A 22340-nucleotide genomic window follows, 5' to 3' on the forward strand; every position below is an offset into this window, starting at 1 on the left:
GCGTTCATGCGCGGCAGAAAGAAGCGAATAGTGACAGATAACGCTTCCGCCAGCACCTCCAGCCAGCGCTGTGCCGTCGCCTCCCAGGTGTAGCGCTGCTCCACCCGCTCGCGGCCGGCGCGGCCCATCCGCTCCCGCAATTCCGCATCGCGCAGCAGTGTCAGCAGCCGGTCGCAGAGCTCCTGCTCGAGCCGGGCGGGATCGGCCAGATACCCGGTTTCCCCGTCAACGATGATCTCGCGCATGCCCCCGGCGCGGGAGGCGACGACCGGAATGCCGCTCGCCATCGCTTCGACGTTGACGAGGCCGAACGCCTCGCGCGCTCCCGAGGGCACGACGGCGGCATCCGCCGCCAGGAACCAGCTCGGCACTTCCGGATAAGGAACATAGGGAATGAACCGGATATGGCGGGGATAACGCTTGCCCAGCGCCTGCAAGGCGCGGCTGTAGCGGGTCGTCCGGTGCGAGCCGTAGAACGGGCTTCCGACGACGGCGAGCAGTACATTCGGGTGAAGAGCAATGATATCCGGCATGACCCGCAGCAGATGATGGACGCCCTTGAGCGGTATGATCCTTCCCATGAACAGAAGCACGTCCCTGTCCTGCCAGCCTCTCGCCAGTCTCAGCGCTTCCCTGCGCGCGGCTCCCTCCGGCTCCCAGCGGGAAAGAAATCGCGCCGTGTCCACGCCGATATGCACGACTCTCAGCTTGTGCGCGGCCTCGGGAACCCGGCCTTCCACCGTATCCCGCAGGAATTCGCTGTTGACGATGATTTTTTCCGCGGCCGCAAAGCTCCTCTTCAGCCTATCCCTGCTGATGGCTTTCGGTCCAATGAAGGAGGAGGAGTGCAGGTTGATCCATATTCTCGCATCGGGATGGCTCCGCTTCATCTTGAGCGCATAGCCGGGACGATTTTCCACTTCGATGAGATCCGGGCGGAACAGGCGAATCGCTCGGCTTACGCAACGGAGGTAAACGGCCTTGTCGCGGGCGGGAAACCGTTCGCAGCGAACGCCTCCAATCTGTCCGACAGCTCCGAGTCCGGCACCCGAGCGGCCGTAAATCCGCGCTTCCGCTTGCCCCGCCACCAGAGGCGCCATCTTCTCGATAACGCGTTCCACGGAGCTGCTGCCGGCAGAAGGGATGGGAAAGGATCCCGGCGTGACGAAAGCGACCTTCGGCCTCTGCAACTTGCTTCTCCCCTTCCTGCATAAAGCTTGCTGCTTCAGCATATTCTCCGACTGGAGAACCCGAAAGGGCCAAGCGTCCTGCCATGCAGCAGCCTCGTCGTCGTAGGCTTCATCACAAAATCGCCGCAAACCCAAAGGCCGGATGCTGTCCGAGCCTGCGTACCGGACGGCTGATGTCGTTGCAAAGGATGGTTGGGCACTTCTCCATACGGTGAATATATACCCACGAGTATAATATTATCATCCCAATCCAGAACCAGTTCCAGATCGCAGTGGATCGAACTGAGCCAAGGAGGAAACCCAATCATGAGTCCATCCCCAACATCCTTTCCCCGAACCAGCCCTGCATGGAAGCTCTCAACACAATCGCCTTCGCCCTAGTGATCGTCATGAACGCTCTCGCCGTCCTGCTCCCTCTGGGAGGAAAAACGACCAAGGAGCTGTCCGGCCAATACCCGCTTCTGCTCACGCCGCCGGGATATGTCTTCAGCATCTGGAGCCTGATCTACCTGCTCTTGGCCGGTTTCATCGTCTACCAATGGACTCCGCAGGGCAGCTCGCGCAGCAGCGTCCGCTCCATCGGCTTCTGGCTCGTGCTGAACGGGCTGGCCAACTCGGCATGGATCGTCGCCTGGCATTACGAGCATGTCGGGCTCAGCGTCCTCATCATGCTGATTCTGCTCGCGTCCTTGATCGTCCTCTATGCCAAAACACAGCGCCCTTCTTCGAGTGCGGCGGCAGGCGAGCAGCTGCTGGTCCAGCTTCCGTTCAGCATCTACATGGGGTGGATCAGCGTGGCGACGATCGTCAACGTCTCGGCCTGGCTTTACAGCCTGGATTGGGACGGCTTCGGCTGGGGGGATCAGGCTTGGGCTTTGATCGGACTTGCAGCAGCCGCCTTGCTCGGCTTGACCGTCGGCTGGTTTTTCCGGGATCCTTATTATGAGCTTGTCCTCGTATGGGCCTTCATCGGCATTGCCGGGAAGGACGCCCAGCCTGCCGCTGTCTCGACAGCAGCCTGGGTTCTGGCCGCCCTGCTCGCGGCATGGGCCGTCCTTCAAGCCGTCCGCCGCTATCGCTTCCATTCGTTGAAATAACTCCCTCAAACCTCCGATTTCATTGCTTTGTCCATGCGGATGTGGCACACTAGTCGGGACGGCCTATGCCGGCATAGGTCCGCTAGAGCAGCGGACCGAGACTGCCGCATGGGCTGACAGCGAAAGGACGTGAAGAGCGGAGGCATGTGGACCTGGTTATTCCGCCATATGACGGAGCTCGGATCCCGCAAATGGATTTCCCGCCTGACGGGAAGCTTTGCGAAATCCAGAGCCAGCCGGGGATTTATCCCCCGTTTTGCCCGCACGTACGGCATCCGTACCGAAGAAGCGGAGCGAGCAATCCAAGAATACGCGACATTGAATGAGTTTTTCACCCGCAGGCTGAAGCCCGGCATGCGCCCCGTGGACGATACCGCGGACATGGCGGTAAGCCCGGTCGACGCGCTTGTGACGGGAGCCGGCCCTATCCAGGACGGCACGATGCTGGGCATCAAGGGGCAGGACTATACGGTCGAGGAGCTGCTCAACGGCTCGCCCCGCATCCAGAATTATCGCAACGGCTATTATGCGGTTCTTTATTTGAGCCCGACCGATTATCACCGCATCCATGTGCCGGCCGACGGCGTCATCGTGGAGCGGGAGCATCTGCCTGGACGCGTGTATCCGGTGAACGAATTCGGCCTCACGAGAATGCGCCGCGTGCTGAGCCGCAACGAGCGGCTTGTGACGTACATGACCCACAATGGCGGCGAGATCGCCATCGTCAAGGTCGGCGCGCTCAACGTCAGCAGCATCCGGTACACCGAGCCTCAGACCGCCGAAGTCCGGCGCGGCGACGAGCTGGCCTACTTCGAGTTCGGCTCCACCGTCGTCCTGCTGTTCGAGGACGGCACGTTCGAGCCCCGTACAGACCTGGCCGTCGGCCTCAAGGTCAAGATGGGCGAACAGCTCGGCAAGCTGTCATCAACCTGAATGAACGTCAAAAAGCCGCTCCGCTTACGGATTCTCATCCGTGCGGAGCGGCTTTTTGAAGCGGATGGCTTGCGCGCAGATTAGACGCAGGCCGAGAAGAACGCTCAGATCCAGAATGTCGGATACCTTCGATTCGGATCCAGATTATTCACTACCAATGCGGCCAGCACGATGACGATAGACCCGATCAGCACCGGCATGACGAGGAAGCTCCATCCGCTGCCGGCCATGATGACGATCAGCGGATCGGCCCCGGCTGGCGGATGCGTCGTGCGGGTCAGCATCATGAGGCCGATCGCAAGCCCTACGCCGGCAGCCATGACCCATACGCCCCCATGGAACAAATGAGACAGGATCAGACCGATCAGGGTCGACAGCAGATGGCCGCCGACAATATTTCGGGGCTGCGACAAAGGCGCGTCCCAGACGCCGAACGCAAGCACGCAGCTGGCCCCGAACGAAGCCATGAGCCACGCCGACGAGGAGGCTTGCGTGAGCAGGGCGAGCACTGCGATTACGGCAAAACCTCCTGCGGCGCCGATGGCGGCATTTCTGGGGCTTGCCTTCAACGCGCTTCTCCCGCCGCCCTTCATTTTGGACCAAAAAGTTCCCGCTTCCATTGCACACCTCGCTTAAAATCACCATTGCCTCGTCATATGGTTATATTTGAATCCGATTCCCCTGTCAATCTATCATCCCCTTCCTTTATATAGGAGACAAGGAGACCGCCCGGCAAAAAAAACGCCCTGAACCGGTAATCCCGATTCAGGGCGTGCGCATGACCTTATACCGCCGTCAGCTTGACGACCATGCTTTTGAAATCGCCATGCAGCAGGGGAAGCGGAATGCCGTGATGCATGAGCCTGTCTCCGGCCAACGCGTCCTCCGCCGCTCCCGGCAGCTTCGCAGCGGCTGCTTCGGCATCCGCCGCCGTCTGCAGCTCTGCTACCCGGTAGGAAGCGTCCGGATCCAATCCGGCCAGCCGAAGCCTGCGCAGCGGAGCGTTCGGCTCCGCCAGCGTCCGGAACCAGAATACGACCGCTTCGCGGCGGTCCTCCGATACCATCATCCAGGCCGTCTCGTTGCTCTGGAACGGACTTTTCAGCCGGTACAGATCGCCGGTCTGAATCAGGCCGCGCAGCTCCTTGTAGGCCGCTACCTGTCTCTTCACGATCTCTTTTTCCTGCTCGCCGAATTTGGTCAGATCGAGCTCGTAGCCGAAGTTGCCCGACATCGCCACATCGCCGCGCATTTCCAGCGAAGCCGTCCGTCCGACCTGATGGTTGGGCACGTCCGATACATGCGCGCCGATCGAGCTGACCGGATAGACCATGCTCGTGCCGTACTGGATTTTAAGCCGCTCGACCGCATCCGTATCGTCGCTCGTCCACGTCTGCGGCATGTAATGCAGCATCCCGGGATCGAAGCGGCCCCCTCCTCCGGAGCAGCTCTCGAACAGGACGTCCGGGAAGGCGGTCACGATGCGCTCCAGCAGCTCATACAGGCCGAGCATATAGCGGTGGGCGACTTCCATCTGCCCTTCCGCCTCCATGAGCGCAGAGCCGATCTCCGTCATGTTGCGGTTCATGTCCCATTTGACATAAGTGATCGGACAGCTTCCCAGAATGCCGCTGATGGCCTCGAACAGGTAGTCCCTCACATCCTGGCGGGACAGATCGAGAATGAGCTGGGAGCGCCCTTCCGTGCGTCTGCGGCCTGCGGCATGCAGGCACCAGTCCGGATGCGCCTCGTACAGCTCGCTCGCCGGAGAAATCATCTCCGGCTCGAACCATAGGCCGAACTGCATGCCGTGGCCGTTGACGCGCCGGACGAGATCCTCCAGGCCGGCCGGAAGCTTGGCGCGGTCCACGACCCAGTCGCCCAGCGAGCTGTTGTCGCTGTCCCGCTTGCCGAACCAGCCGTCGTCGAGCACGAACAGCTCGATGCCGAGCTCGCTCCCCGCCTTCGCGATCGCCTCGATCTTCTCCGCGTTGAAGTTGAAGTAGGTCGCCTCCCAATTGTTGACGAGGATCGGGCGGGGCTGATCGCGGAACTTGCCGCGGCAGAGCCGGGTGCGGTACAGGCGGTGGTAGGTCCTGGACATGCCGCCGAGTCCTTCGGAGGAATAGACCATGATCGCCTCGGGCGTCTGGAAGCTCCCGCCGGGCTGCAGCCGCCAGGAGAAATCAAACGGATTGATGCCGATGCTTACCCGGGTCATCCCGAATTGATCCACTTCCGCTCCGGCCAGGAAGCTGCCGCTGTAGACGAGGCTGAAGCCGTAGGCTTCTCCCTGTTCTTCCCCCGTATCCGCCCTGACAAGCGCGGCGAACGGATTCTGCTGATGGGAGCTCGACCCGCGGCGGCTTTCCAGGGAAGTCGCCCCGGCCGCGACCGGCCTGCGGACGACATGCCGCTCCCTTGTCCACGCGCCGGACAGATACACGAGTTCATAGTCCTGCTCATGGAAATCGACGCTCGCGCTCAGCGCCCGGAGAATCTTCAGCGGCTTGGCGGACGCATCCAGCTGGAGCCGGGATGAACGGGCCAGGACGCCGGCATCCTTGAACACGGTGTAGGAGAGAATGACATTGAGCCCGGAGTAGTCGTCGCGCAGGACCAGCTCCAGCGTGTCGGCTTCATCTTCCGATTCGGCATAGACAGCAGGCAGCCCCTCCAGACCAGGCTTGCCCTTGGAGATCGAGTACGAATCGTAGCGCAGCTCCGTGATCCGGGTCCCGTCTTCAAGCTGCACCTGGTAGGCCGGAGCGCGGAAGTCGCCCGTTCCGTACTGGGGATATTCCTGCGGCAGCGCGTCCAGGGAGATCGTCCGGTCCTCCGGGAACGGAGTCGGGGAGAAGGAAGCTCTCTCGACCCTGCTCAGCATGCTCTCGAAACCCGCTTCGTCCCGGAGACGGCGGCCCCAATACAGATGGAGAGGGAAGCCGTTCAAAATTTGAATGACATAGCTCATCTTGCTGGAGTAGAGATGAAAAACGTGTTCCTTTTCGTGGTAGGTTACCGGCATGTCTGAGTCTCCTATTCGATTGATTTCGATGCTGCGCCGCAGCTTTCGCGGACGATGAGGCGGGTATTGACCATGAGCTGCAAGGAAGCCTCCCGGCCTCCGAGACGATCGAGAAGCAGATGGACCGCAGAGCGGCCGATCTCTTCCGGGAAGGCTTGGACGGTCGTCAGAGGGGGCTGGAGATACCCCGATATGTCCATGTCGTTGAAGCCGACGAGCGCCATCTCCTCCGGCACCCGGATTCCCCGTTCCTGCAAAGCCTTCAATGCTCCCACGGCGATCGGGTCGCTGCTCGCAAAGCAGGCTGTGGGCCGCTCCCCCGAATCCAGCAGGCTTTGCATCGCCGCATAACCGCCGGCCGGGCTCCATGCCGCCGTCCGTATCCACTCCTGGCGCAGCAGCCCCTTTTCCTTCATCGTCCGTTCGAACTGGATTCTCCGGAAGTCATGGCGAACAGGCGGCTCCGGACTTGCGCTCATGCGGACCGGGTACTCTTCTCCCGCCAGTAGGCCGATTTTGTCGCGGCCAAGCCCCAGAAGATGCTCCAGCACGCCATTGACGGCTCCTTCAAAATTCAGCCGGACGCTGTCATGCCTGCCGTCGTCGAAGTGATTGTTGACGAGCACCAGCGGCGCTCCCGGAGGAAGGAGGCGCTCCAGATCGTCCGGCATGAAGCTGCCTGCCGCGATCCAGCCGTCGACTCCGGATAGATCCGGCTCATCTCCGCCCGTATAACGCTGGACGACAGGCTGAGGCAGGCCCAGCTCCTCCGTGCGCAGCTCCATTCCTTTGCGGATGAGCGAGAAGTAGGAATCCTGCTGCTCGTCATCCGAAGACAAAGTCAGCAGCAAGCCCAGCCGCTTCCGGGACGCTGTCGACTCTTCCCGGAGCTTTTTCATCTGCCGCGGCTTGTAGCGCAGCTTTTCGGCGGCGGCAAAGACGCGCCGCCTCGTCTCTTCGCTTACGGAAAGCGCAGCGTCATAGTTCAGCACCCGGGATACGGTGGCGGCGGATACCTTTGCTTCGTCGGCAATTTCTTTTAAAGTGGCCATATACGCACATCGCTTTTAGTAAATTTTTTAGTAAATCTTTACGCAATACTTTACCAAAGATAGAGGGCGGTTTCAATCTCTTCTTTCTCCCGGTCAACAGCGGATCGGACGGAAATCAGGTCAAGCTTGACGGCTGTCTTCCCCATTCCCCGCAATCCCGCTCCACTGTTCGGCGACAGCCTGCATGCCTTGGGCGATCTCTTCCTCCTCCAGGTGGGCAAAGCCGAATAGAGCGAAGCGCTTGTCCTTATTTCCTCCAGGCTCGCCCGCGAAATAGCTGCTCCCGTCATGCCAGGCGACTCCCCCTTTTCGGCAGCTCTGCAGCAGCCGGTCGTAATCGGCGCTGCTGCCCGTCCATTCCGCATATTGATGCAGTCCTGCATCGGAGGGGCGGAAGCGGAACGGAGTTCCCTCCAGCTCGTCGAGTCCCCGGTGGAGAGCTGCCAGCCTTCGTTTGTACTGGCGTTTCATCCTCCTCAGATGCTTGGCATAAGAGCCTTCCGCGATGAAGCGGGCCAGCGCCATCTGCTCCAGCTGCCCGGAAGCGTAGGGTTCATAAAACGCTTTCGCCTGGGCGAGCCTGGGAGCCATCCAGGACGGGACGACAGCGTAGCCGATTCTCAGCCCGCTGTACATCGTGCGGGAGAAGCTTCCCAGATAGATGACCCGCCCGTTGCGGTCCATCGCCTTGAGAGGCTCGCCCAGCCTTCCCGAATAGCGGAACTCGCTGTCGTAATCATCCTCAATGATAATCGCGCCGCGGCGCTCCGCCCAAGCAAGCCATTCCTTCCTTCTCCCGGCGGACAGAACCGTCCCGGTCGGGAACTGGCGGTTCGGCGTCAATGCCGCTATCGCAGCATCCCAGTCGCCAGGAATCGCTCCGCATTCATCCACTGCCGCCTGAATGAGCTCGGCCCCGGTTACGGAAGCCGCTTCCCGGATGCCGCCATAACATGGATATTCCAGCACGATGCGCCGGCCCGGCTCGGCCAGAATTTGAAACAGCAAGGCCAGCCCCTGCTTGGAGCCGCTCGTCATGACAATCTCCTCCGGAGAAGCGGCGATTCCCCTCTCCATATAGAGCATAGCGGCCACAGCTTCCCTGAGCCGGAATAGGCCGGAGCCGGGGATCTCCCTGTAGCCGTCAGGAAGATTTTCCTGCATGCATTCCCGAACGGCGGCATGAAGCGCGACCTTCCATTCCTTTACGGGAAACAGGCGAAAATCGGTCTGTCCCGACTGGAACAGCTGCTGACCGAACGTACGGCCTGCTTGCTGGGATTCAGGAGCAAAAGGAGGAGGGCCTTCTTTGTCCGCTTTCAATTCGTCCAGCCTGTTGAACCATGTCGACAGCAGCTCGGAGGGCTGCTCCACGCGCTCCGGCCTTGCCGAAGGATAAGGGATCCGCTGCGAAACATACGTGCCGCTGCCCCGCTCTCCCTGAATGTAGCCTTCCGCATACAGCATGTCATAGACCTGAGTAACCGTCCCTCTCGATATTCCGTACAGCTCGGCAAGAGAACGGGAGGATGGAAGGCGTTCCCCTTCCTTCAGCTGTCCGCTCCGGACGGCATCGCGCAGCGAATCGTACAGAGCCGCTCTTTTGCTCCCGGATTGGAGGAAATAACGTTCAAAAGCCAACCGAATCTCCATGCCTCTTCCTACTCCTTGTCAAGTGGTCTATTTGAATGGGCTTTAATTGGATCTTATCTTGTATCCACTTTAGTTGTAATGTTCAGCTAGAGCAAGCCGCACGGCTTCTTTTTCACCCTGCTTCCGAAATGGACTTTGCCTCTGAAAGCTTGCGGTCCAAGGCCGGGATGAAACGGCAGGACAGACTTAACGAGGGGGAATAGACAATGAGAAGGAAAGAATTCGATCAAAGCCGCGATCAGATCGAGCTGGAGGCTTTCTTGAAGGAGATGACATTCGGCTTCATGGCCAGCATCCGGCCGGACGGAACTCCGGGAATTACGCCGCTTAATTTCGTGTACCACAAAGGAAATCTGTACTTCCATGGGAGCAGGGCAGGGGAAAAAATGAAGAGTATCGCGGCTTCCGGGGAAGTCAGCTTCTGCGTGGCCAAGGAATACGCCCTGATCCCTTCCTATTTCTCGGATCCGCTCCTCGCTTGTCCGGCTACAGCCTATTTCAAATCGGTCCTTTTGCGGGGAACGGCGGCTCCGCTGGACAATCTGGAGGAGAAAGCCGAAGCGCTGGAAGCGATGATGGCCAAGCTGCAGCCCGATGGCGGCTACAAAACGATTAGCGCCGAAGATCCCGACTACATTCCTCGCCTCAAAGGCGTTGCCGTCGTCAAGCTGACCGTCTCTTCCCTGTCCGCCAAATTCAAATTCGGTCAGAATCTTGCGGATGAGGAACGGGAGGATGTTGCACTTAAGCTGGAGCGGCGCGGCTGCCCGTTCGATCATGAAACGGCATCGCTGATGCGGCATTATGCCCCGGGAAATAATGAGAGCTCCAGGACTAGAGACGGTATTTCCCTCATGAGGTCTATGCCTGGAAGAATGGAAGCCTGACATCGATAGACAAATGAATTCAATGGATCGATCAGAGAATGAAGCCTGCCGACCCGTTCGAAAAGAAATGAAGCTAAAACCCATTCCCGAAAGTCGCAGAATTAGAGAAAAGGTAACCCTTCAGCTTCTGTTCTTGTCTAAAGAACAAAAAAAAGTGCGCCCCTGCCATCGCGAGATGACAGAGGCGCACTTTGTTCATGATTGGAGCTTAGGAAGCTTGGAGCAGGCGGGAGATGATGACAGCCGCTTGCGCACGGTTGGCGATGCCTTTCGGTGCGAACTGGCTGGCGTCAACGCCGGTCAGAATGCCCGCATCGGTAAGCTGGGCAACCGATTCCTGAGCGTAGGAAGCGATTTTGCCTTTGTCCTTGAATTTGGACAGAGCGGCGTTTTTGTCGACCTTGGCAAGCTCATGCTGAAGCTTCAGAGCATTCGCAGCCATGATCGCCATTTCTTCACGCGTAATTTCACGGTTCGGCTCGAATTTGTTGTTGCCGGTTCCCTTCACGATGCCGGCTTTGACAGCCGCTGCGATCGCTTCGGTATACCAAGCGTCTTTCTTGACGTCCGTGAACGTTGCCGTTCCCGCATCGTTCAGGCCGTAAGCGCGAACGAGCATCGTGATGAACTCGGCGCGGGTCAGGTTTTTCAGAGGAGCGAATTTATTTGCGTCTACGCCCTTCAGAATGCCTTTTGCCACGAGTTCTTCGATGGCGGACTTAGCCCAAGCGACGTTGCCGAGGTCGGTGAATGCAGGCACCGGAATCGGAGTCGCGCTCGGTGCTGGCGTCGCGGATGGCGCCGGTGTTGCGGATGGTGCAGGCGTTGCGGATGGCGCAGGCGTTGCGGATGGTGCAGGCGTTGGTACAATTACCGGAGGCGTCGTTGTTCCCGAACTCTTGATGTTCGTAATCCGACCTTCAATGGAAGCCGTTACCGCGCCTTTTTTGAACTTGGTGAGAATGTAATCGTAGAAGCCTTTCAAGTCGCTGTCGCCTACAACTTTGTTCGATGCCTGCGTCAGGACTTTGTAGTTGTCCCCGCCGGCAGCCATGAAGTCGTTGACTACAGCTGTGTACGTTTTGTTCGGATCGAGCTGCGTTCCATCTGCCAGAAGCAGGCTGGTTACACGGTTTTCGACAGGCAGACCGAAGTCGGCGATATATTTCAGGCCGGAAATCTGCAGCGTCTTCGTGTTCGGTGTTCCGTCAGCGTTCAAAGCCCATTGTTGTTGAAGCAGGGTTTTGACTTGGGCGCCAGTCAGAGACAGCTTCACGAGCATGTTGCCGAAAGGCTGTACCTTCGCCAGGTCGCCGTAGGTGATCGAGCCTTTCGGCAGGTCGGCGCGGATGCCGCCCGGGTTCATGAACGCGAAGTCCGCAGGACCATTGGATCCTTCGAATGGAGCGTTGCGCATAGCGTCTGCAATCAGGTTGCCCAGCGAGGATTCGCTGTTGTAGGCATCCGTTCTCGTGATGGAGCCGTCCGTCGTGCCTACGGATTCCGTCAGTTCAGGATGCTTGTCGACGTACTTCTTGATCAGAGCGGCAGACTCGGCATCCGGAGTAACGCCTTCTTGGAAGGTTGTCGTTACGACAGCGGATTTCTCTTTGACATCGCCCGTCTTGTAGTCGATAACGAGCTTGATGTCTTCGTATGCGGAACCGTACGAGTAGGCTTGTACGACCAGCTTGCCGTTGATGACTTGGTTGGCATAAGCGTGATCGTCGCCGGCTACGATGACGTCGATCGGGGAGTTCGCAGGAAGCGCGTTCGCCAGATCCACAGCCTCGCCGACTGTAGTCGTCGTGCCAGCCGTCGTCGTCGTTTTGGCCGGGTCATGAGCCAGGACGATGATGGTTTCTACGCCTTGAGCCTTGAGCTCGGCAGCATATTTGTTCAGAGCTTCGACTTCTTCAGAAGCGGAGAGGAAAGATACTCCAGCCGTACCCGATGGGGATACCTTGCTAGGCGTTGCTTTCGTTACCGTACCGATGAAGCCGATTTTCACGCCGCCAACTTCTTTGACTACATAAGGAGTGATCAGCGGTTTTTTGGTCGTGTTGTCGATGACGTTCGCGTTCACGTAGTCGAAGTCGACGCCGCTGTGCACGATTTTGTCGTTTTTAGGATCTTTGCCGCCGTACAGCTGGGCTTTCAGCGCATCGATCCCTTGGTCGAACTCATGGTTGCCGAGGGAACCGACGTCGAACTGCATCATGTTGAGCCATTCCAGGGTCGGCTTGTCGCGCTCGAGAGCGGATACCGGAGCGGATGCGCCCACGGAGTCGCCGTTGTGGAAGAGGATGGAGTTCTCGTACTTAGCGCGGGCATTTTTCAGGTATGTGGCCAGGATCGGCGCCGTACCTGCCGCTTTGTTGCTCACGGTGGAGACGGTGTCCAGCTGTCCGTGCAGATCGTTGATGCCGAGCAGATGGACTTCAACGTCTTTTGTCGGAGCCGGAACGGCCGCTTTCAGACGATCCAGCGTGAAGATGCCGAAGCTGGAAGCGTCCATCGTGTTCGTGTAGGATACTCCCTGCGGAAGCACATCGGCTGCTTTAGGAGCCGAAGTGAACGTAACCTTCACGTTGCCGTTGATAGGCAGGATCGACCAGTTGCCGTCGGCGGAAGGGTTCACCGTGCCTTGCTTCTCGATGTATTCCATCAGAACTTCACGGTTCTCTTTTTGGGTGTCGAGAATCATGTCGGCTCCCTTGACGCCCGGGAAGTTGCCGCCGCCGCTTGCGCGGTAGTTGTTCGTCACGACGATGAATTCCTGGTTCGGGTCGACCGGCTTGCCTTCGAACGTCAGGTCGACGACGCGGCTGGAGTTCGCGTTGGCGATCGAGCCGTCCGGGTTGTATTTCGCCGGTTTCGTCACGTCGTATTTGTAGTTGACGCCATCGATGACATCGAAGTTGTAGACGGCGAATTTGGAGTTCAGAATCGGCTGGGCAGCCGATTTGCGCGGGCTGATCGTGTTGAACGCGCCTGCGCTCATGTCCAGCCAGTCCTTGATGACGGAGCCTTTGACCTTGATCGCCTTGAGCGTGTTGTCGTACAGGTACAGGTCGCTCGCGCTGCGGATCGTCAGGTCGCCCTGGCTGATATCCGTATATTCCGAAGGGCCGTTGCGGCCGGCTTTGAACGGCGCTCCAACGCTCAGAATCGGCAGATTCTTAACTTCAGCCGAAATGTCGGCGTTGCCGGCCAGCTCATTTTCGACGAACCACTTCTGGGCGTTCGTCACGATTTGGACAGTCGGATCATCCTGCACCATGGCGAAGAAGCTGTTCATCGGAGCGGAAGTCGTTCCGAGCTTCTTGCCGGTGTAGTCGATGGTCGCTTGGTGAGCGGCGCCAACGGCATCCTGGACGGCTTTGTCCGGCTCGACCGTAGGAACGTTCACCGTCTTGCCGGCGGAGTCCTTGTCGGTTTTGTAGATGGAGCGGGTCTGGGCTTTGGAAGCCGCTTTGTCGACCGCCCATTTGCCGTCGCCAGCAGGAACCACCTTGAGGTTGATCAGGCCGAGGTACGCGCCTCCGAAGCCCGCTTGTACGGCCGGTGTGCCGTTGATGCGGCCGTTGACATTGTCGACGACGGCTTTGGAGTTGTTGTAAGGCAGCTTCGTATCGGGATCGATGAAGCTCGCATCCAGCGCGCCTGTCGTCGGGAAGACCTTATGGGAGTGGGAGAACGTGACTGCATCGATGCCCGCGACTTTCGTCAGGGCGTTGATAGCATTCTCCTCCATTTGGCCTTCGGTCGAAGTCGCATCGAAGCCCGAATGGGCCATGGCGACGACAACGTCAGCCTCGTTGTTGTCCCGGATTTCCTTGGCGAACTTCGCAGCCGTTTGGGAAATATCCTTCGTTTTCACTTTTCCTTCCAGGCTGACCTTGTCCCACTCCATGATTTGCGGAGTTACGAGGCCGATCAGGGCGACGCGGATCGTTTGATCCATGCCGTTCGCGTCCTTGACATGCTTGTCCAGCACGACGTAAGGCTTGAATGCGTTCTGATCGTTGCTGTCGTCGCCGTCGTGATCGTCGATATAGATATTGGCGTTGACGTACGGGAAGTCTGCGCCAGGGAGGGTGTCGTATTTCGGATTGTACTGGCCGATCGTGCGCTCCAGGAAATCAAGGCCATAATTGAACTCATGGTTGCCGAAGGTAGCGGCGTCGTAGCCCATGGCGTTCAGAGCGGCCATCATCGGATGGATGTCCGTCGTATTGTCCGGAGTAAAATCGGAATGCTGGGCTACATAAGTACCCAGCGGCGTTCCTTGAATCAGGTCGCCGTTGTCCAGCAGCAGATTGTTCGGGAATTCGGCGCGGGCATTCTTGACGAGCGTTGCTGCACGGTCAAGACCTACCGTGAGGGAAGGCGCGTTTTTGAAGTAGTCGTAGCCGTACACGTTGGTGTGTACATCCGTCGTGCTCAGCAGTGTCAGATCGACTGGCGCGGCTGCGGCTGCGGCATGAGCCTTGCCCGTCGTCAGAACGCCTGCCCCGATGACCTGCGCGGACAGCACGGCGGCTGCCAGCACGGAAGCGGTCGGCTTGTTCCATTTCGGCTTCCAATTCATAGAAATATGAGTCCTCCCTTATTGTTTCGTACTTCGACATTATAGCAGTCGAAGAAAAACGAAAATCATAGAAAGCATAAATTATTCCTAAAGGTTATGTAAAGAAAAATATCATGAAGGACCGAAGAAAGTTGTAAGCGCATAAACATGCATGAATTAGTTTGTAAATTTAATGGGATCAATTCCGTTATCACTGGTCGAAAAGAACGTGCCGGCTATGTGCAAAAAACCTTGCAGCGTCCAATGGACGTTGCAAGGTTCAATGGGGCGCTGCCGTCCCGGGGATGCCGCCAGGTTCAAATGCGGTGCTGACGACCGGGGGATGCCTGAAGGCTCAAGGGCGACATGCCGTCTACGAAGTCACTGGCGCGATACAGTCCGATGTTCAATTTAGTTCAGAACCGATACGGCCCCCTCCTCGCCCTCACTTTGTTCCATTATAATGGTAACGCTTTGAACCCCCGAATTCCCGAGCAGCCGGATACGCGCTCCGCGACCGTCATCCGGTCCGGGAGACGCTCCGTTGATTGTTGCCCGGCTTTTCGAGGCGGGCAGGCGATGCGGGTTCAGGACGCGGATCTCCGTCCGCGATCCGCCATGGCGGTAGGTGAGGCTTACGGAAGGCCAATCCGCCGGAAGGCATGGCTCGATGATCAGCTCATCTCCCTCGCGCCTCAGACCGAGAATCCATTCCAGGCCCGCCTGGTACATCCAGCCGGAGGCGCCCGTGTACCAGGTCCATCCCGCCTTGCCTCCGTAGATGTCCGTCGTATAGACATCCGCGGCCATGACGTAAGGCTCTCCGCCATATCTTCTGACATCGCCCGGCGACTTGGCATGGCTGACCGGATTCAAGAGCCGGAACAGGTCCGCCGCCTTGTCGCCTTGACCCAGCTTGGCCCACGCCACGATGCTCCAGATGACGCCATGCGTATACTGGGCGCCGTTCTCCCTAAGGCCCGGCGGATAGCCTTGAATATAGCCGGGGCTTGGATGCGTCTTGTCGAACGCGGGAGTAAGCAGGCGCGCAAGCATCAGATGGCGGTCGACAAGCTCGCGGTCGAACGACCGCATAGCCATGGCAGCGCGATCCGGCGGAGCTCCGCCGGAAATGACCGACCAGGACTGCGCGATCGCGTCGATGCGGCATTCGGCGCTGCGGCTGGAGCCCAGCCAGGCGCCCTCGTCGGTGCAGGCGCGCCGGAACCACTCGCCGTCCCAGGCATGCTCGTTGATCGCGCCTGCAATCCGGGTCCGCTCCTTGCGGTAATGGGCAGCGCGCAGCTCGTCCCCGCGGCGCTCGCAGACGGCGCTGAATTTCTCCAATACGACGCAAAGGAACCAGCCCAGCCATACGCTTTCGCCGCGGCCCTCGTCGCCGACCGAGTTCATGCCGTCGTTCCAGTCGCCGATTCCCATCAGCGGAATGCCGTGACGGCCGGAAGTGAGGCCTTTGTCGATGGCCCGGACGCAGTGCTCGTACAGCGTTCCCTCCCGGCCCGAAAGAACGGTCGCTTCGTACCTCTCATGCTCCTCGGGTCCGAGCGGGGAGCTTGCGATGAATGGCGCTTTGTCGTCGAAAACATCCCAGTCCCCCGTATGAACGGCATAACGCGCCGATGCGTATGGAAGCCAGAGCAGGTCGTCGGTATACCGTGTCCGGATTCCCTTATGCGTTTCTTCATGCCACCAATGCTGGACATCGCCCTCCTCATATTGGTGGGAAGCGTTCAGCAGCAGCTGCCGGCGCGTCAATTCCGGCATGGCATGGAGCAGCGACATCGAATCCTGGAGCTGGTCGCGGAAGCCGTATGCGCCTCCCGCCTGGAAGAACGCCGTCCGCGCCCACACGCGGCAGCTGAGCGCCTGGTACAGAAGCCAGCCGTTCATCAGCAGGTTCATCTCCTTGTCCGGCGTCTCCACGACCGTCTGCTCCAGCTTCTCCTTCCAGAAGGCGGCTGAAGCCGGCTCCACGGCCAAGCAGCTGTCGGGACTGCGGTAGCGCTGAGCCAGCTCCAGCGCCTCCTGCCTGCTGGCGCCTGCTCCCAAGGAGAGATAGACAGTCCGCGCCTCTCCCGGCGCCAGCGTCAGGGCAAGCCGGACGGCTCCGCAGCTGTCGGCGAAAGCGCCGGTATCGCCGCTAAGAGCCGCGCTTCCCATTCCTGCCGGACAGTATACCGTATGGCCGCTGCCGATGAACTCCTTGCGATTGGCCGTGAAGCTGATGTCTTCATCGAGGTTTCCCGTCCGGTCGGAGCTGATCCTCAGGAAAGCCGACGCTTCCCGGAATGTATCCTGGTACGCGTTTCGCGCAAGCAGCGAGCCGGATTCCTCGTCCCATTCCGTGACGATATAGGAGGCCGAGGAATCCCGGCTCACTCCAAGCACCCAGCTGCACATGCCGGTCACGGACAGCCGGCGGCTCCGATCGCTGTCATTGGTCAACTTGACTGCGGTCAGCTTGACGGAGTCGGAAGGATGGACAGAGACGGATATGGACTGGCTCAGCCCTTCCATCGCCGTCTCGAAACGGCTGTATCCGCGTCCGTGAGCGACACGGAATTCCCGCGTATCCGAGGGGGATGGAAATGCCGTCCAAAAACAGCCCGACTCCTCGTCGCGAACGTAGGCGAGCTCGCCCGGAGGATCAAGAACAGGATCGTTCGACCAAGGGGAAAGCTTGAATTCACGGCTGTTGCTCCACCAGGTATAGCCCGTCCCCCGTTCGGTCACGAGCGTTCCGAAGGAAGGGCCCGCGATGACGTTGCTCCACGGCACGGCCAGCGGCTCGCCCGGCTTGAGCCGGATGACGTACTCGCTGCCATCCGCGGAAAAACCTCCCCAGCCGTTGAAAAATTGAAGCTCTCCGGCTTCCGGAGCCAGCGGGAGCGCCGTCACGCAGGCCTTTCTCCGCGTCTGCAGCGAAGCCTCGTCCCAGCCTCCCGCACCGGCTTCCTTCACCTCGCTGTCTGTCTCGCCGGCTTGAACCCCATCATCGCCGGCGGTCCGTTGCGGACGGCTGCGCAGCTGGGCTCCGATGCTCGGTCCCCCCGCATCAAGAGCGACCCGAGAGGAAGCGACCAGCAGGTCGAGGCTCTCCCCGGAGAGCTTGGCCGCATCCAGCGGATACAAGCCGCCCCCTACGGAATAAGGAGGATAGGACACCGCGGCCTGCACGGATGCCGAGAGGGCATGGTGGAGCTCCTGCTGGTAGCCTTCGCTGCTCTCGTTCAGCAGCACCAGATCGCTAGCGATGCCCAGTCGCCGCAAGTATCCGTGACCGTCAATGATTCGATTCGCAAATCCAAGCTGCGACAGATCTCCGATACGGAGCAGCATAATGGGAAGATCTCCGGATATGCCCATGCTCCATAATCCCGGCTGGCCGGACTTGTTGCGCCGGATGGCTTCAGCCCGCTCGCGTCCAAGAGGCGGGACATAGAGCAGCCTGGCCGCCAAAGTCTGCATCGCCGCCGCATCCGCAGGCTGCAGCCTGTGCTGCCGCAGCGAAATTCCCGCAAGCGTCCAGGCCAGGTCGGCCGCCTTGTCCATGCGCGGGATGCCGCGCAGCTCGCGCACCATCTGCAGCGCCTCGCCGCGCGAGCCGGCCATGCCGCTCACAGCCTGAAGCACAGCCTGCTCTCCCGGTTGAAGCGTCAGCTTGCGGCGCAGCACAAACGCGGGATCCAGCACAGCTCCTGTCGTTCCGCTGAGCCGTTCTCCGGCGCTCCGCGGAGCGGCGAGAGAATGGCCGCGGCCGATGAACTTCGCCCGGTCCGTTTCATATTCAAGCGGAGCCGACTGGTCTCCATCGACAATCAAGGCATGGACGCCCCAAACCTGCTTCTCTTCGGGCGAGCGGGGCCGCCGGAAGGCGAGCAGCGCGCCGGTATCGCCGTCATAGGATGTTTGGACGAACAGCTTGCTGAATGCGGGATGAGCGTCGTCGACGGCCGGAGGAGCAAGCGCCAGCTCCAGGTAGGTCGTGATTTCGAGCAGGCGCGGCTCCCGGCTTTCATTCACCAGCCGGATCAGCCGGATCTCCGCCGGGTGCTCGGGAGCGGCGAATACCTCCATGACGGCGGCGACACCGCCTTCCTTGCGGGAAAACACCGCCTTATCCAAGCCGAAGCTGGCGGAGGCTCCTTCCCCTTCGGAGCCGACGGGATAGAAAGAAGGCGACCAGAACAGTCCGCCTGTAAGATCCCGGATATATACGGCCGGTCCGTGCGATTCCGTGAGAGCATCTTCGCGCCAGCGGGTCATGTTCACGCCGCCGCTGCGGATGAAGCCGCTGCCTGCCGCCGTCACGATCGTCGTGAAGGAGCCGTTGGACAGCACGTTCACCTCCGGCACGTCCGTGACCGGATGGCGGAATTCGCGGATGTAACGGCCGTCTTCCGCCGGCGCGCTGCGCGCCGACCCCGGCTTGAGCGCCTGAGGAGCGATGACGGCCGCCTTTTCCGGGATGCGTTCCTGCAGGATAAGCTCGGCCGCCTCAACGCGCGGATCGGCGTGGAATCGTTCGGTCATGGGACGCTCCAGCAGCAGGTTGCCGAGCGTAAGCAGGCTCATCCCCTGATGATGGGCCATGAAGCTGCGGACAACGCGGTGCTTGTCTCCTTCCGGCAATCGGGATGCAGTCATGTCCACCGCCTCGCAGAATCCGTATGGACCGACAGCTCCGATCTCCTCATAGCGCCGAAGATTGGCCATCCCGGCCTTGATGTCCCAAGGCAGCGCCATGATAGCCGCATACGGGGCCAGGACGAGCTCCTTTTCAAGTCCCCTCTGGAAGCCAAGCCCCGGCACTCCGAATGCTTTGTATTGGTAGTTCATGTCGTAATCGAAGGCGTAGTAGCCCGACTCCGAAATGCCGTATGGCACTCCGCGCTCGCGCGCATATTCCTTCTGCCTCGCGACTACGGCCTTGAATGTGCTGTCCCATATCGACCCGCGATAGGTTTTCATCAGCAAGGCGGGCATCAAGTATTCGAACATCGTGCCGGACCAGCTCAGCAGAGCCGGATTCCGTCCGATCCGGGTCAGTCCTCGGCCCAGCCTGAACCAATGCGATACGGGAAGCTGGCCGCTTGCGATCGCGAGGAAGCTCGCCTGTCTCGCTTCCGATGCCAGCAGATCGTAGAGGATGTCGTCCCGTCTGTTCTGATCGGCGTTGTATCCGAGCGACAGCAGCTGCGCCTCGCTGTCGTAGAGCGGCCGAAAGTCGGTCTCGGCCGCCATTTTCTCGAGCCTTTCAGCGAGCCGGACAGCCTTCTCCACAGATGCGGATATTCCGGACCCGGCCCTCGCTTCGGGCTCGGCTCCCGATTCCGATCCAACCCCCGGCTCAGACTCCAGCTTAAACGTAGAGCTTGAGTCGGAGAAAGGCATGGAGTCAGACGCAGCCGCGATATTCGCATGGAACCGAGCCCGCCCGTCCGGCCAATCTCCGCTCTCCCTATGCGCCCATTCCAGCACTCCTTGCCTGACCGCGATCAGGTAGGCGACGAGATTGCCGGAATCGACCGTCGATACATACCGGGGATAGAGCGGCTGCAGCGTGCCCGTGTCGTACCAGTTGAAGAAATGCCCATGCCACCGGTCCATCCTCTCCAGCGTGTCGACCGTCAGCGAGATCCGGTCCACCATCTGTTCGAAGGATATGAATCCGAAATCACGGGCCGTAACGGTGCAGGCGAGCAGCAGGCCGATGTTCGTCGGCGAGGTCCGCCTTGCCGCCCCTTTGTCCGGATCGAGCTGAACGTTGTCGGGCGGCAGCCAGTTGTCCTCCGCATTCGCATAATCGGCGTAGTAGGCCCAAATGTTCGCGGCCAGACTGCGCAGCTTGTCCCGGTCCGCATCCGACAGCCTCTCCTCCCGTACCGTCGGCGCGCCGTTCAGCCAGACGACCAGCAGCGGAGCAGCCAGCCAGGCCGCAGCGGCCAGAATGGCGGCAGCCTGCCATCCGGCCGCTGCGCCGGACAGCCAGCCGACAACGGGCAAAAGCAAGGCCAGCACGGTTCCCGAAACCCGGAACGCGATCAGCTTCCCGCCGCTGTTCCTGTCCGTCTCTGCCGCGCTCGTCCATTCCAGAAGCCTCTTGCGGGATACGTTCAGCCGGTAAAGGGTCCGCAAGACGGCATCGGCCATCATGGCCGCCTGATAGGGCAGCAGCAGCACCGAAAGGCTGGCTTGCAGGACGGCGGCCTTCAGCTGTCCGGGATGGCGCACCAGGTAGCCCGGAGCGGCGAGAGCTTGAAGCAGCGGCAGGCAGGCCGTGAGAACAGCCGCTGCCAGCAGCGTCCATCTGGCTCCGGGAGGCAGCAGCAGCCCGATGACGAGAAGCAGGTAAAGCGCGGGCGGAAGCAGGCTCCGCCTGAGATTGTCGACGATCTGCCAGCGGGTGATCGCGCTGAGATCGACGGGCCGCGGCGTGCCGGAGCAGTCGCGCACCTTGGGCTTCAGCCAGCACAGCAGCTGCCAGTCTCCCCGGACCCAGCGATGCAGCCGCAGCTGCCAGGAGCGGAACGTCTTCGGATGCCCGTCGACAAGCTCGATGTCGGAAAGCAGGCCGCTCCGCAGAAATCCGCCTTCCAGCAGATCGTGGCTGAGAACGGCATTGTCCGGAATCCGGTCCGCCAGCAGCCGGCGGAACAGCCGCGCATCGAATATTCCTTTTCCCGTAAAAATGCCTTGGCCGACACCGTCCTGGTAAGGATCCGACACCGCGAACGCATACGGATCAATGCCGGGGTTGCCTGCCCAGAGCGCAGCGAGGCGGGAGCTGGCGGCGGATTCCCTGCTGATCGCGATCCGCGGCTGAAGCACCGCGTAGCCTTCCTCCACCCTCGTGCCCTTCTCATTGAGGCGCGGCCGATTGTACGGAAGATGCATCGTGCCGACCATCCGCTGCGCGCTTCCGATGGGAAGCTGCGTGTCGGCATCAAGCGTAATGACATAAGCGATCCGCGGAAATACGGAAGCATCGGATTCGCTCAGCGAGAATCCGGTCTGCCGATCGCCCTCCAGCAGCCTCGCGAACTCGACGACCTTGCCCCGCTTGCGCTCCCAGCCCATCCAGACGCCTTCCCGCTCGTTCCAGGTCCGCTTCCGCTGGAGCAGGTGGAACGTGCTCCCTTCCGCGCCATAGTGCCGGTTGAGCCTTTGGATTCCTTCCGCTCCGGCTTCCTCAAGCTCCTTGTCCAGCTCTGTATGCTCGCTCCCCGCATCGGGATAGTCGCCCAGCAAGGCAAAGTGGAAGCGCGCATCCCGGTTGGCCAGATAATGAAGCTCCAGCCGATGGACCAGCTCCTTCACCTCGGCGATGCTTGACCAGATGACCGGAACGACAATCATCGTATCCGCTCCCGGAGGAATTCCCGTCGAGAAATCGTATCGGAGCAGCGGCCTGGTCGGCATGACCTTTCCGATCAGCCCGTGCAGCAGGACGACAGCCCATTCCGAGGCCGGAAACGCAAGCAGCAAGGCGGCCGATACCCAGCCTCCGGCACGAAGTCCGCCTGCTTCCCCCGCCCAGATCGTAAGGACGGCGGCGGCAGCCGCGAACAGGACCGCCAGCAGCGCGAGGTATGTGCTTGTCCGATGCCGGAGCAAGCCGTTTTCAGGCAATCTCCGGGCTTTCGCTGTCCGGCACGCCTCCCTGCGCAGCAGCCGCCTGCCTTGAGGCTCGAGCAGATAATAAGCGGCGTACGCGGTCCGGGGGAGCAGGGGAAGCTCCACATAGGCTTTCTCCTCGGCCTTCTTGCGGAGTTCCGCCCTGCTGCCGAGACCCGGAGCATTTTCCCCCGATAAAGGAGCCGCGCCGCCTTCCAGGCCGCCCCTTCCCGGCTGTCCATCGCCGTCCGCTGCAGGCCATCCGGCTTTCCCGGCCTCCGCGTCCGCC

The 22340-nt window shown here is 60.4% G+C and carries 10 protein-coding genes; 3 read left to right on the top strand and 7 right to left on the bottom strand.

The window, feature by feature from the left end:
- A partial coding sequence (locus tag BN871_RS14395) for a glycosyltransferase family 4 protein (protein WP_198158047.1) occupies nt 1-1190 on the bottom strand: 1190 nt, incomplete at its 3' end.
- Nucleotides 1191-1537: 347 nt separating this feature from the next.
- Between BN871_RS14395 and BN871_RS14400 the strand changes: the two genes are divergently transcribed.
- Together BN871_RS14400 and asd are read left to right on the top strand one after the other, a co-directional pair.
- A complete protein-coding gene (locus BN871_RS14400) occupies nt 1538-2287 on the top strand; it encodes a TspO/MBR family protein (protein ID WP_157060295.1) in 750 nt (249 codons plus the stop codon).
- 144 nt (nt 2288-2431) lie between these two features.
- On the top strand, nt 2432-3220 hold the full coding sequence (gene asd / locus BN871_RS14405; RefSeq protein WP_048746841.1) for an archaetidylserine decarboxylase: 789 nt from the start codon (nt 2432-2434) through the stop codon (nt 3218-3220).
- Nucleotides 3221-3324: 104 nt separating this feature from the next.
- Here asd and BN871_RS14410 read toward each other — a convergent pair whose 3' ends face one another.
- The 4 genes from BN871_RS14410 to BN871_RS14425 form a co-directional block, all read right to left on the bottom strand.
- The gene (locus BN871_RS14410) at nt 3325-3840 is read right to left on the bottom strand and encodes an HPP family protein (protein ID WP_021878286.1); all 516 of its coding nucleotides are present in this window, start codon (nt 3838-3840) and stop codon (nt 3325-3327) included.
- A gap of 164 nt (nt 3841-4004) precedes the next feature.
- On the bottom strand, nt 4005-6248 hold the full coding sequence (locus BN871_RS14415; RefSeq protein WP_048746843.1) for an alpha-galactosidase: 2244 nt from the start codon (nt 6246-6248) through the stop codon (nt 4005-4007).
- Nucleotides 6249-6259: 11 nt separating this feature from the next.
- Nucleotides 6260-7300: a LacI family DNA-binding transcriptional regulator gene (locus tag BN871_RS14420; RefSeq protein ID WP_048746844.1), complete on the bottom strand. Its 1041-nt coding sequence runs from the start codon at nt 7298-7300 to the stop codon at nt 6260-6262.
- 120 nt (nt 7301-7420) lie between these two features.
- Nucleotides 7421-8953: a PLP-dependent aminotransferase family protein gene (locus BN871_RS14425; protein ID WP_048746846.1), complete on the bottom strand. Its 1533-nt coding sequence runs from the start codon at nt 8951-8953 to the stop codon at nt 7421-7423.
- Between the two features lie 206 nt (nt 8954-9159).
- On the opposite strand from BN871_RS14425, the gene BN871_RS14430 reads away from it, so the two are divergent.
- Nucleotides 9160-9840 (top strand): pyridoxamine 5'-phosphate oxidase family protein, encoded by a 681-nt coding sequence (locus tag BN871_RS14430; RefSeq protein ID WP_021878290.1) that lies wholly within the window; start codon nt 9160-9162, stop codon nt 9838-9840.
- Nucleotides 9841-10048: 208 nt separating this feature from the next.
- On the opposite strand, the gene BN871_RS14435 is transcribed toward BN871_RS14430, so the two are convergent.
- On the bottom strand, nt 10049-14434 hold the full coding sequence (locus BN871_RS14435; protein ID WP_048746848.1) for a bifunctional 2',3'-cyclic-nucleotide 2'-phosphodiesterase/3'-nucleotidase: 4386 nt from the start codon (nt 14432-14434) through the stop codon (nt 10049-10051).
- A 390-nt stretch (nt 14435-14824) separates the two neighbouring features.
- Nucleotides 14825-22177 (bottom strand): GH36-type glycosyl hydrolase domain-containing protein, encoded by a 7353-nt coding sequence (locus BN871_RS14440; RefSeq protein ID WP_232313069.1) that lies wholly within the window; start codon nt 22175-22177, stop codon nt 14825-14827.
- Nucleotides 22178-22340 lie beyond the last annotated feature (163 nt).

The sequence above is a fragment of the Paenibacillus sp. P22 genome (assembly GCF_000469945.2).
GTDB classification, from domain to species: Bacteria; Bacillota; Bacilli; order Paenibacillales; family Paenibacillaceae; genus Paenibacillus_O; species Paenibacillus_O humicus.